This is a genomic window from Clostridioides sp. ES-W-0018-02, assembly GCF_020658175.1.
Taxonomy (GTDB): Bacteria; Bacillota; Clostridia; order Peptostreptococcales; family Peptostreptococcaceae; genus Clostridioides.
In genome coordinates, this window is the sequence record NZ_JACVVY010000004.1 from 399,510 (window position 1) to 412,942 (window position 13,433).

General features: G+C 26.7%; 10 protein-coding genes. 9 read left to right on the plus strand and 1 reads right to left on the minus strand.

The features are described from left to right. Positions 1 to 55: 55 nt before the first annotated feature. Together IC219_RS12860 and IC219_RS12865 are read left to right on the plus strand one after the other, a co-directional pair. Positions 56 to 3,166: a helicase C-terminal domain-containing protein gene (locus tag IC219_RS12860; RefSeq protein WP_227831173.1), complete on the plus strand. Its 3,111-nt coding sequence runs from the start codon at positions 56 to 58 to the stop codon at positions 3,164 to 3,166. Between the two features lie 24 nt (positions 3,167 to 3,190). Next, positions 3,191 to 3,790 carry a viroplasmin family protein gene (locus IC219_RS12865; RefSeq protein ID WP_227432776.1) on the plus strand — a complete coding sequence of 200 codons (600 nt, stop codon included), beginning with the start codon at positions 3,191 to 3,193 and terminating at the stop codon, positions 3,788 to 3,790. Between the two features lie 184 nt (positions 3,791 to 3,974). Here the strand turns inward: IC219_RS12865 and IC219_RS12870 are convergent, their stop codons facing one another. Beyond that, positions 3,975 to 6,098 carry a peroxiredoxin gene (locus IC219_RS12870; protein ID WP_227831172.1) on the minus strand — a complete coding sequence of 708 codons (2,124 nt, stop codon included), beginning with the start codon at positions 6,096 to 6,098 and terminating at the stop codon, positions 3,975 to 3,977. A gap of 264 nt (positions 6,099 to 6,362) precedes the next feature. On the opposite strand from IC219_RS12870, the gene IC219_RS12875 reads away from it, so the two are divergent. The 7 genes from IC219_RS12875 (at position 6,363) to IC219_RS12905 (ending at position 13,183) form a co-directional block, all read left to right on the plus strand. Then, positions 6,363 to 6,611 (plus strand): hypothetical protein, encoded by a 249-nt coding sequence (locus tag IC219_RS12875; RefSeq protein WP_255612780.1) that lies wholly within the window; start codon positions 6,363 to 6,365, stop codon positions 6,609 to 6,611. A 164-nt stretch (positions 6,612 to 6,775) separates the two neighbouring features. Next, positions 6,776 to 8,167 carry a UbiD family decarboxylase gene (locus tag IC219_RS12880; RefSeq protein WP_227831171.1) on the plus strand — a complete coding sequence of 464 codons (1,392 nt, stop codon included), beginning with the start codon at positions 6,776 to 6,778 and terminating at the stop codon, positions 8,165 to 8,167. A gap of 123 nt (positions 8,168 to 8,290) precedes the next feature. Beyond that, positions 8,291 to 9,760 carry a VanW family protein gene (locus IC219_RS12885; protein WP_227432783.1) on the plus strand — a complete coding sequence of 490 codons (1,470 nt, stop codon included), beginning with the start codon at positions 8,291 to 8,293 and terminating at the stop codon, positions 9,758 to 9,760. Between the two features lie 64 nt (positions 9,761 to 9,824). Next, positions 9,825 to 10,418: a GAF domain-containing protein gene (locus tag IC219_RS12890; RefSeq protein ID WP_227432784.1), complete on the plus strand. Its 594-nt coding sequence runs from the start codon at positions 9,825 to 9,827 to the stop codon at positions 10,416 to 10,418. A 130-nt stretch (positions 10,419 to 10,548) separates the two neighbouring features. Next, entirely contained in the window at positions 10,549 to 11,949 is a 1,401-nt protein-coding gene (locus IC219_RS12895; RefSeq protein ID WP_413926943.1) for a tetratricopeptide repeat protein, read from the plus strand. Between the two features lie 180 nt (positions 11,950 to 12,129). Beyond that, entirely contained in the window at positions 12,130 to 12,501 is a 372-nt protein-coding gene (locus IC219_RS12900; RefSeq protein ID WP_227831170.1) for a CidA/LrgA family protein, read from the plus strand. Next, positions 12,494 to 13,183 carry an LrgB family protein gene (locus IC219_RS12905; RefSeq protein ID WP_227432787.1) on the plus strand — a complete coding sequence of 230 codons (690 nt, stop codon included), beginning with the start codon at positions 12,494 to 12,496 and terminating at the stop codon, positions 13,181 to 13,183. Before IC219_RS12900 ends, IC219_RS12905 begins: the two co-directional genes overlap by 8 nt. The last annotated feature ends 250 nt before the right edge of the window (positions 13,184 to 13,433 follow it).

Consider the following 13,433-nt stretch of genomic DNA (forward strand, 5'->3'; position numbering starts at 1 on the left):
TAAGGAGCAATTATTGTGTAGAAGTGAAATTGGTTTAACTTGAAGGGATAAAAAAATGAATAATATAATAAGTATATTGAATGATGTTGTTTTTTTAGATATAGAAGTTAGTGGAATAGACTATTTAAATTCAGAAATTTTAGAAGTTGGAGCTGTTAAAATTAAAGATTGGAAAGCTGAGACATATCAATCGTTAATAAAAAATAAAGCTGAAGTACCTATAGAAGTATTCTCTCTATGTGATAATCTTAAAAAAATTGATTTAGAAGATGCTTTTAATCTAAAAATGGTAGAAGAGGAGTTAAGAAATTTTGTAGGAGATAGTCTGATTATATGTCATGATTTAAGTTTTAAAATAAAGTTTTTTGAGTACTATATGCCAAAGCTAAAAAATAAATTTATTGATTCAATTGAGTTGGCAATTATTTTAGAGCCATATCATAAGGATTATAGTTTGGTGTATTTAAAAAGTATTTTAACTAGCGATAAATCTGAGACCAAGAATAGAGCTTTATCAGATGCTATTGATACTATAAATATTGTAAATTCTCTTTTAATAAGATTTAATAACCATGAGAAAACTAATTTAGAGCCATTAAGTTTTAAAATAAATTCATATCTAAATAAGTTTAATCTTGGAAAATGGGAATGGAGTAAATTTTTAGAAGAAGCAAACTATGATTTATCTCATGATGTAAGTATTATAAAAGAAGATGAGGAGTTTAATCCAAAAGAAGAAAATATAAAAGAAAAAGAAACTTTAAAAATTTTACGTGAGCAAGAAAAGAAATATGAAGAATTATTAAAATATAAGCATATATGGGAGAGTAAAGAGGGATTTACATATGAATATAGACCAGGTCAGTATGAGCTTACTAAGGCAATACGAGAATTGTTTAGAAATAATGAAGATGACGAAAAAATTGCGTGCATAGAGGCGCCAACAGGGATAGGAAAAAGTGTTGGATACTTATTGCCAGCTATATTAGAAGCTAGAATTAATAAAAAAAGATTGCTAATTTCTACTGATACAAAAGAATTGCAGATACAATTGATAAATAAAGATATTCCAAATGTGTTAAATTCTTTAGGGTTAAATGGTAAAGTAAGTTATGGATATATAAAGGGAAAAAACAACTATATATGTATAGATAGATTAGAAGCATATATAGCAGATTATGAGTCTCAAGAACCTACTAAAGAAGAAATATTATCTTTAATATTTTTAGAAAGATTAGTTGAAGGTGGTAAATATGGAGATATAGAAGAAATAAATTATTGGGTGTTGGATAACTTCAAGGAAATAAATACTCACTTAAGAAATATAAGTTGTGACCCAAACATGTGTAAACCTAAAAAATGTAAAAAAGATTGTCTATATAAAAATAGGACAGAAGAGTTAAAAGATGAACATATAACAGTAATAAACCACTCTTTACTGGCTAAATGGCCATATAAAGATGAAAAGCCTTTAGAAAATATAATAGTAGATGAGGCTCACAATTTAACTGAAAAAGGATATGATTTTTTTTCAAGTATCATAAATTCAAAGTCTTTAAGATACTTATTGCAAGAAATTTATCCTTATGAATTTATACAAGATAGTAGTTTTATGTATAAAAAAACTAATACAAACATGAAGAAAATAAAGGCTTTTGATAAATTCTATCATATATTAAAAATTGAAAGAAAAGATAAACAAAAGATTGCTAGGAGTATAAATCTTATTATTGAAGAAATAGATTCAATATTAGCATTTGGCAATTGTAGTGAATATGGTAATGTAAGCAATTATAACCTAAGATGGGAATTAAATTTACAAATAGATGAAATTGCAGGAAAAATAAAAAAAGATGATATAGATACTGAAGTTAGCTATAGATTGTATAGTGAAAAGATAAAACTAAGTTGTGAAAAAATAATAAAAAATTTAGTTTCAATAATAATTGTAATTTATAGGAATATTGATGATGATAGTATAGATAAAGAAACAGATATATATAAGTTTGGAAAAGCAAAGACAAGAGATTTAGAGGATATAAAAATTGTTTTTGAAATTTTCTTGGAGTATGATGAGAATGATGATTATGCAAGAATAGTTGAAATTGAAAAGAATTATAATGATTTTGAATTTAGAGTAGTTCCATTAAAAATAGCAGATTTATTTGAAGAAAATATTTTATCTCAGCTAGAGAAAGGAATATTTTTATCAGCAACCTTAAGTTTATCTCAAAATATGTCTTATTTTAAAACTACATTGGGAATAGATAGGGTTAAGAATATAGAAAAAATTATAGAACCAATTTTTGATTATAAGAATATGGTTTCTGTAGTAGCGTTTTCTGATATTTGTGAGTATAAAAATGCTGAATTTCCAAATGAAATAAGTAAAATTATATCGAATATATCATGCATTACAGAAGGGCATATGTTAGCTCTTTTTAATAGTAAAAATAGACAAGAAAAAACTTATGATATATTAAAAAAATATTTGCATGGTTTAAATTTAGAAATTTATGCTAATAAAAAAGGTGTTAGACATCTTAATGATTTAAATAGAAAGTGTGTAGTACTTGGCTCAAAAGGATGTTTTGAAGGTGTAGACATTCCAGGCGATGGTTTGGTATGTGTAACTTTGGACAAGCTTCCTAATTTAAACCCTAAAGACCCTTTGTATTATACTATAATGAAGAAGTATAATATAGATTATTACAGTATAAATTATCCCCAGATGACTATAAAAGTAAAGCAAGCTATGGGAAGACTTTTAAGAAGTAAATATGATTATGGATGCTTTGTGATTTTTGATGTTGGCACTAATATAAGCACATTAAAAAGACTAGAGCAAGATTTGCATGGTTGTAAAATTTTAAAGATGAATAGTAACGATTTTTATACTTATGCAAAAAAACACTTAAATAAATCTAGAAGCCTAATACTAAAATCTGTTATATTTGATACTATAAAAGCATTACAGGTCAATACTAAAATAGAAAATGATGAAGTTGATAAAAATACTATAAAAAAAGATATCAATGAAAATATAAGGCAAAGAGCTGTAAAAGGAGAAGTATATCATATAGATATTGAAAACAAAGATATGAGAGTAAAGTATTTCGATAAAAATTATCTAATAAATCTAGATATATTTATGAGAGAAACATAAAAACTAATGGTGGGAGTGATATATTTGGCAAAACAAAAGTTTTATGCTGTAAAAAAGGGCAAAAAAATTGGAATATATGAGACATGGGATGAGTGTAAAAAACAAGTAAATGGATTTTCAGGAGCTGAATACAAGAGTTTTACTACATCACAGGAAGCAAAAGAGTATGTTTATGGAGCAACAAAACCAACATTTAAAGAAGATGAAGAATTTATAGAAGCATATGTTGATGGTAGTTATGAGCATTCAATAAAGATGTATGGTTCAGGTGTTGTAATTCTAAAGAAGAATGAAGTTATAAAAACTTATAGTAAAAATGGAAAAGAGCAAACTTTAGTAGGTATGAGAAATGTGGCGGGTGAGATAGAAGCTTCTAAAATTGCAATGCAGTACTGTATTGATAATAATATTCAAAACCTGATTTTATATTTTGACTATGAAGGTATTGAAAAGTGGTGCACTGGAGTTTGGAAAACAAATAAAGAAGGAACTATAGCATATAAAAACTTTTATGATAGTATCAAAACTGAGTTAAATGTCAGATTTATGAAAGTTAAAGCGCATTCTGGAAATAAATACAATGAAGAAGCTGATAAGTTAGCCAAAAAAGCTATTGGTATATAATTAGGAATTAGCATGCTATTAAAAAAACATTGACTTATAACCAAAAAAGCAGGATTGTATTATAATAAGATAAGTTTCTGATTTCAAAATAATTGATATTATTATCAATTAAGTAAAACTCATTTAATATAATGCAATCTGCTTTTTTATATGTCAAAAGTATAAAATTTTATATTATGTCTAATTAGAATTGACCATAAAGACCTTCAAGTTCTTCTTTTAACAATTCAGGGTCATTTATACCAATAGACATAGTTCTAGCTAATATATTTGCCTGGTCATAAGTTGATGTCCAAGAGAATACACCACCTAAACAGTTTCTAAGCACATATTGAGTTTTTAAGAATATAGATAATGAATCATCATATGACATTGCAAATTCTCCATCTTTAACTAAATATGGAACCTGAGCAACTCTATCAAATCTATATTCATATCCATTTTTATTTATATAATCTTTTCTAAGTTCATCATAAGTTCTTGTTATAGTGGCACCTAATCTTCCATAAAATGGAAGGCCAAGAAGGATTTTTTCAGAAGGCATTCCAGCATTTTCAAGGTTTCTAACCATTGCATCAACACTATATCCTGGTAAGGATAAGTCTGAGTCAAAAAGGTTTGCCTGATGTTTTCTGCCATTTGGCCCTGTTTCACCTGCTGTGAAATCATAACTCATAAGATTAAAATAATCTATTATTGGAGCTATTTTATCTATTTCAGCACTTGAGTTTATATATCCCATATCCCCTGTTCCAGCTACACTAAGCCATTTCTCATCTCCTATAACGTCTCTTATAGCTGTTAGTAAAAGTGTGAAATTTTCTCTATCTTGAGGTCTCGATTTTATACCAGCTGCACTACTTCCAGGATATTCCCAGTCGATATCAACTCCATCTAAAGCATATTCATTTATCATTTGATTGACTTGTCTTGCAAAGTTATATCTGGATGTAGGCGTTAAAGCTGCATCGGAGAATCCTTCAGCTCCCCAACCACCAATGGCTACAATTACTTTTAAGCTAGGCTTTTCAGCTTTAAGCGCAAGCAATTGGTTTAGGAATCTAGGATAAGGAATAAATAAATTACCATATTGGTCTATTTCAGCAAATGCAAAAATAACTGCATCTAATAACTGAGCATCTACATTAGTTGGATTACCAAGAACATATTCCATTACAATAGGATTTATATCTGGACAATTTATATTTTCAACTATTGGATTATATGGGTCATTTATTTGTGGTCTAACTAACTTCTTTGAGTCTTTTAATGTTTTCATAGCTATTTTTTTAGAATTTTTTTCACTTGTATAATCATAGTTTTTATAATTTTGTTTATAGAAATCCTCATAGCTATTATCTTCTTTATCGCATTTATCATAGCTATTATCCTCTTTACTACATTTATCGTATTTGTATTTTATTTCATCACAGGATTTATCTTTAAGTTTATCCTGTTTGGAGTTATGAATTTTGTTAGTATTTTTAGTATGTTTTTGTTCGAAATCACAACTATCTTTAACATCCTTATTGTATTCTTGTTTGTGGTCATGAGATTTGTTTATACACTTAATATTTTCTTGTTCGTAATCATTTTCAATATTTTTAGTATGTTCTTTTTTACAACTGTAAGTATCATCAATATTTTTAGTATATTCTTCATCTGTGTAATTATCTGGCACAAAACATAAGTACCAATCCATACATGAATACTTTTTATTACAACTATTTACTCTATTTTTTAACTCTTTATAGTTTTTAGGATATGGCAAGATAACAGGCATTCCAGGGAACCAGTTTGCAGGAGTAACTACATTATCTCTATCACTAGTTTGAAGAGCATCTACTATTCTAAGTATTTCTGGTATATTTCTTCCTGTAGTCAATGGATAATAAAGAATAGTTCTTAATATTTGATTATTATCTATAATAAATACAGAACGGATAGTAGATGTATCACTCATTGGTTTTGATATCATGCCATATAATTTGGCAATTCTCATATCTCTATCTTCTATGATAGGGAATGGGATTTCTACACCTGTAAGTAAAAACATATTGTACATCCAAGCTAAATGAGAGCTATTGCTATCAACACTTAGGCCGATTAATTCTGTATTTCTTTTCTTAAATTCATCATAATATTTAGCAAAGCATAAAAATTCAGTAGTACAAACTGGTGTAAAATCACCAGGATGTGAAAATAAAACAACCCAATTACCTTTGTAATCAGACAGTCTAATAGGGCCATCTGTTGTATTGGCTTTAAAATCAGGAGCCTTGGATCCTAAACTTGGCAAATTTGGCATGTAAATCACCCCTCAATAAATTATCATTTATTTCATTCTATTAATTAGCACAGATTAGTGTTACTATTTTATTAAAATGAAGGAATACTAATGTCAAAAAAAGATATTTATTAAAAATATTTAATATTTTCGTAATATAAATGACAATAATAATTGCTATTTTTTTACTAATTTGGTATAGTAATGGATAAGGGGTAGTGTCAATATTAGTGATTATACGAGGTGATTGGATTGAAAAAAATTCTAAGAATTTTAGTTATCTCCATGATGATATGTTTTGCAATGACTTTTGCATTAGTATTAATAAATTCAGTTATGGGAGTACATGTAGGATTGGATTATTACTTTTTAATGGCGAGTGTGCTTACAGTATGCTTGACTACAGGAGTTGTTTTATGCAATGCTAGAAAAATATTTGCTAACAAAACTATACATACAACAAGAATGAAAAATGTCAGTGCTAATAAAAAACAAAAAAGTCATTCTAGGGATATAAAGAGAAAGATATCATAATTTATGTAAAGGAAATATTTATGTATAAAATAATGATTGGTAGGTAAAATAAAAACACGATTTAACTTGTGTTTTTATTTTTTTTCAGGAATTATGATATAATAACCAATAAGAAATTTAGTTTATCATAAATATAAATATTGCTAAATAGAGAGGGAACTATAATGAATTTTAGAGATTTATTTGAAAAAACTGTAGATTTTATTGATGAAAAAAGAAAATCTATAGTAGCAGTTTCATTATCAGCATTAGGCATACTTGTTTTAATCATAGTATTTTTCTTAAGTAGTAATGAATTTAGTGTAGGAAATGAAGCAAATGAGTTGTTAAAAATTGTAGAGAAAAGACAATACTCTATTGCTGTGGATTACTATGCAAGTGTAGATAAAAAGTTTTCTGATTCAAAAATGGAAAGGTTTAATAAATCCATTTCTAAAAAAATAAATAAATTATTATTAAATAGTGGTGACAAATATTTAGATGGAGATATAAGTCAAGAAAGTTTTATTGGATTAATAAATACAGTAAAATCATTAGATAAAATAAATATAAATGTAGATGATTTAATAACTCAAGCTAATAGAGTTGGAGAAATGTATAAAGAAGAAAATATTACTTACAATGTGGCAATTTCTTACATAAATACTATTTCAATTTTAAATGGTATAGGTGGCAACTTAGATGTATACAAGCAAAATGTAGAAACAATTAAAGAATCTAGAGATGTTTATGACTCTGCAGTAAAAGACCAAAAAGTATATAAATATTATGATGCTATTGAAAAATATAATAAAGTATTAAAAGAAGACGAAAAATATTACAACCTAGCTCAAAACGCTAAAAAACAATGTGTTGAAGAAATGTATGATTACTATATAAGTAAAGCAGAAGAAGCAAACACTTCTGGTGATTATGAGAAAGCATTACAGTATATAGACTATCTAAAAGAAGACTATTCAGACGATGAAAAGGTACAAAGTTTAGAGAAGAAATATAAAAAGAATTTATCATTGTATACTTTAACATCTGATGACATTATAAATATAATCTCTAAAAAAAGTGGGAAAGAAAAGGCAAATCTATCTATAAACTCACTTCCACAAATGGTAAAAAACGATAAATACTATTATGCTGAGGTATATGAGTATGATAAATTAATAAATGAAGTTTTAATAAGTGCAAAAACTAAAGATTTATATTCATATAAAGATGGTAAAAAAGATTATAAGGTGGACTATGGAGAAGGATATTTTAGAATATTAGAAGATGGAAGCTATCAATTTGGTATTACTAAAGATAAAGCTAAATTTGTGTTGACTAATACTCTTGATGAAAAAGAAAATAAATACAAAAAGGTTGATATATTGGATATAGAAAAAGCTGATAAATATGTAAAAAGTAAAAAAAGTTTAGAAGAATTATTTGGAAAACAAAAAAATATTTATTATTATGCTGTAGTAAACAAAGGTTTATTTAGAGGAAAAGAAGTTTATGCTATCAACATATACAATGAAAAAATATATTCTATATCAGAAAAAGGATTGAGTGAATATTAGTTATTTATATTGATAATGTTAAATTATTATATAATTAAAAAGTTTTTGGGTTTTTAAGGCACATTATGTAGTAATATAATAGTAGGTGTATATAAATAATTTTATTGTAAGGAGAAGTAAGGGATGATTAATGTGAACAAAAAGCTAGTTATAGCTATTGGAGCTGTAGCATTATTATTAGTAATATTTGTAGGTATAATGTGTATGCAGTTTAAAGGGGAGAAAATAGCAAAAAACACATATGTTAATAGCATAAGTGTTGGAGGATTAACTAAATCTCAGGCTAAGCAGGAATTAGCTAAAAAATACAATTTAGATAATGTTGAATTTAATTACAACGATAGAAGTTGGAAAGTTAAAAGTCAAGACCTAAATTTATCTGCTGATTTGGATAAAACTGTAGAAAATGCATATAATTTAAATAGAAAGAATGGTTTCTTTAGCAACCTATCAAAAACTATTTCAGCAAATTTTGGTAAAAAGAGTAATTTAGTAGTAGTAACAAATTATGATAAAAATAAGTTAAAAACAGAAATGGAAAAAATAGCTAAAGAAATAGATGTAGAGGTAAAAGATGCAACAATTGATATAAGTAGTGATAAGGTAAAGGTTGTACCAGATTCTGATGGCCTTAAAATGGATATTTCTAAGAGTATGAATAGTTTTGACAGTCAGATTAAAAAAGGAAAGTATACAAATAAGTTAGTGGTAAAAGCTACTTCAGCAAAAATAAAAAAAGAGCAACTTGCTAATATAGACACAAATTTAGGTAAATATGCAACAACATTTAAAACTTCTCAGGTAAATAGAAGTATAAATATAAAATTAGCAACAGATAGTATAAGTAATATTTTACTTATGCCAGGAGAAACTTTTTCGTTTAATGAACATACAGGAAAAAGAAGCAAAGCGAATGGCTACAAAAGTGCTCCTGTTATAGTAGAGGGAGAAATGGAAGAGGATTATGGTGGAGGAGTTTGTCAAGTTTCATCAACTCTATATAATTCTGTTTTATATGCAGGCTTAGAAATTACTAATGTAAAAAATCATACTATACCATCAAGTTATGTTCCAAAAGGAAGGGATGCCACTGTTGCAGACAGCGGAATAGATTTCTTATTTAAAAACAATCTTAAGCATCCAATTTACATAAAAAATTATGTTTCAGGAAATCAAATTGTTTGCAATATATATGGAAGTGCAGAGGATAAACAAAATATAACAATATCAACAAAATTAGATGGAGTTTCACAAACTACAATGAAGAGGGTCAATGATTCTTCAATGCCTAAAGGAAAAGAAAAAGTAGATAAGAGTGGAAGAAATGCATACTCTGTATCAACATATAGAACATTTAATGATGCAAATGGCAAGAAAATTAAAACTGAAAAAATAGCTAATTCATATTATCCTAAGAAGGAAGGTATTATATTAGTTGGAACTATGGAACCAAAACCAGAAGAAAAGCCAAAGACAGATGAAAATAAAGATAATCAAAATACAAATAATCAAAATACAGATAATAAACCAAAACCAGAAACACCACCAACTGATAATAAACCTAGTGAGACACAACCACAACCACAAGCTTAAAGTTCTCAAGAATAGGATTTATGTAGAGTATTAAAAAATATAAATCTAAATAGGAGGGATTACTTTGAATTTAAATAATATAACTAATTACGTTCAAAGTATTTGCGAGAATATTTCTAATGTGTTAGATGTAGATGTTACTTTAGTTACAAAAGATTTGACTAGGATAGCAGGAACAGGAATATTCAGAGGTAAAATAGGAGAAACAATATCAGAGAAATCTGTGTATTCTCTTGTTTTAAAAGATGGAAAATCCTATGTTATAAATAAGGAAATAGAAGAGAACTGTAATAAGTGTGCAAATAGAGAAAACTGTAAAGAGTTAGCAGATATATGTACTCCTGTTAAAATGGGAGAACATATACTTGGAATATTGGGTATAGCTGCATTTAATGAAGAGCAAAAAGAAAAGATACTTTCAAAAGATAAGGAATTAACTGCTTTTGTAAGGAGTATGTCTGATTTAATATCTTTTAAATTGGATGAACTATACAAACAAGAGGTTAAGACTATGGATGACCTTGAAAGAGAAGCTATAGAAAATGCTATCAAAAAATATGGCAGTAATACAGAAGGAATGAAAAAAGTAGCAGAAGCATTGAATATAGGTATAGCTACTCTTTATAGAAAAGTAAAAAAATTCAACATTAAAAGTTAGTAATATTGTAAAAAAGGTAACCTTTTCATAAAAAGAATTGGATTACCTTTTTTATTGTGAGAATAATGGCAAAAAATGTATAGTTTTGACTTGACATATTAAATATGTTATCTTAAATATATATTTTGAAGTGGAGGTGATTATTATTTTAGTAAAAGATATAAAACAAGATATAGAAAACATGCCTAGAAAAATTTTAGATATATCTTTGATAGAAGAAAATAAAAGCGATTTAACTTTTTTTAACATAGAAGAAGAAGATGGTGATGAGACACTAAAAGCATTAAAACAAAGCTATGTGACTACTAATTATAAAGAAGAGACTCTTTTAAATTTACAAGGAGCTTTGAAGTCAAAGTCAGATACAACATCAAAGGAGTTAAAATTAGAATCATATAAAAGGTACAATAATGCATTGGACTTAGCGTATAAAGACTATATAACTAGTGCTGTTAATATGGTAAATAAAGCTTTAGAAATAAATCCTAAAGATATTGATATATTAAATCTTAGAGGGCTTCTAAAGTTATTAAAATGCGATTTTGCTAAATCATTTGAAAGTTTTTATACTGCTCTATGTTATGAAAATAATCATATATCAAGAAAATATGTTAATTTAATTTCATCTGAAGATTTCAAAACATTTTTAGGCAGATACAATCATTCTATAAGGTTTATAAATGAAGAAATGAATTATGAGTCAATACATATTTTGGAGAATATAGTAGAGGAAGAACCACAACTAATAGAACCATATGTAATCTTATCTTTATTGTATGATAAACTAGGTAATGTAAAAAAGAGAGAAGGATATTTGGATAGACTCAAAGAGATAGATAAAGATAATCCAGTATTTGAAAAAGAAGAAGAGAAACCAGAAGATACAAGTAAAAAAGAAGAGGAAAAACGAGTTAAAAAGAAGAAGAAAAATAGCTTACCATATATTATATTTGCTTGTATTGTAATTGCAATGGGTGTATATTTTATTCAAAGTAAAAAGAGAATAGAAACCTTGAATAATCAGATAAGTAAGAAAGATGAGAAGTTAACTGAAACTGATAAAAAACTGGGTGAAACAAATAAAGAATTAGAAAAAACAAATAAAGAGTTAGATGAAGCTAAAAATAAAGAACCAGAAAAAGAAATCACTGTAGCTAATGAGGAAGACTTATACTATAAGGCTTTAGATTTAAAGAAAAATAAAGAGTATGAAAAAGCGATAGATAGTTTCAAAAGTATAGTTTCCTCAGGAAAAACTAAAAAATACATTTCTGAATCAATATATCAATTAGCAATAACAAATAAAGCATTGAAAAATAAGGATGAAGCTATAAAGTATTATAAGAAGTATATAAATACGTATACTAAAAATGACCAGTACTATGATGATTCCTACTATGAGTTAGGCATGCTATATTATGATAATGGAGATTTAGAAAATGCAAAAAAAACTTTTTATAGTTTAAGAAGTGAAGTTCCAGATAGTATGTATAACAATTCAAAAACAAAAGAAATTTTAAGCAAAAAATAGATTTATATAATTAAGTTTTTTGAAACAACCAAGTATGTATTTTATTAAATTAAAATAAAAATAAATTTAAAGAGAGATTGTATTAAATCATAACTTTCTATTTGAAGAAAGATATTTGCTTGTTTATAAGACTACAAATATATGGTTTGAAACAATCTCTTTAGTTTTTGGAGGTGGAAAATGAAAGTTTTCAATCAATTAGTAATAATTTTATGTATATGGGTAATAGGAGAGTATATAAGCTCATTTATACAAAGTGTTATACTTATTCCTGGGAGTATAGTTGGCATGCTATTATTATTCATATTGCTACAATTTAAAGTGTTGGATTTAAGCAGTATAGAAAATATAAGTGGATTTTTCCTTGATAATATGGCTGTATTTTTTATACCAGCGGGAGTGTCTCTTATAAAATCACTAGACCTAATAAAAGAAAATGTATTAGTACTTTTACTAGTTATATGTCTAAGTACATTAGTAGTAATGTACACCACTGGAATTATAGTGGAAAAAATGATAAAAAAGAAGGAAGAAGGACAAAAGAATGTATAATGTATTACAAACACCAGTATTTGGTATAATAGTAACAATCGTGTTTTTTAATTTAGGGAGATACATTCAGCGAAAAACAAATAATCCTATATGTAACCCTATGTTAATTGCTATTGTAGGAATCATATTATTTCTAAGCATAACAAAAATTCCTTATGAAAATTACAAGATAGGAGCAGATAGCATAAATTTCTTTTTAGGACCTGTTACAGTAGTGCTTGCAGTTCCACTTTATAAACAGTTTGAATTATTTAAAAAGCATATGCTTGAGATTGTTATAGGAATAGGTTGTGGTATAATAATTTCTTTTGCATCTGTATTAATAATTGGTAAAATAGCTAATTCAGATGTAAGTATAATAAACTCTCTTATTCCAAAATCTATAACAACACCAATGGGAATATCTTTAGCAAATTCTTTAAATGGTGTAGAGTCAATAACAGTAGTAGCTATAATTTTTACAGGTATTTTTGGTGGGATGGTTGCTTCTACTGTATTTAAACTTGGAAATATAAATCATCCAGTTGCTAAAGGAATTGCACTTGGGACATCAGCACATGCTCTGGGAACAACTAAAGCTTTTGAACTTGGAGAAGTAGAAGGAGCAATGAGTGGAGTTTCTATTGGGGTTTCTGGTACGATTACAGTAATATTAATCCCAATTATAATGAATTTTATGTAAAAATATAAAGTAACAATAGGCGTCTTTGAATACTTAAAACAAAATAAAATAAAAAAATTTTAAAGTAAAAACTGAATGGAAAAATTGCAAATAATGAAATAAAAAAATCATGTACTGAAATTATAAAAATAAAAATTTCATTTAAAACTTAATTATGAATAAAGAATTATATGGTTAAGTTTACTAAAATACTATAAAAATAAATATTTAAGAAAAAATACTATAAATTTACTATATTGCAAGTTGCATA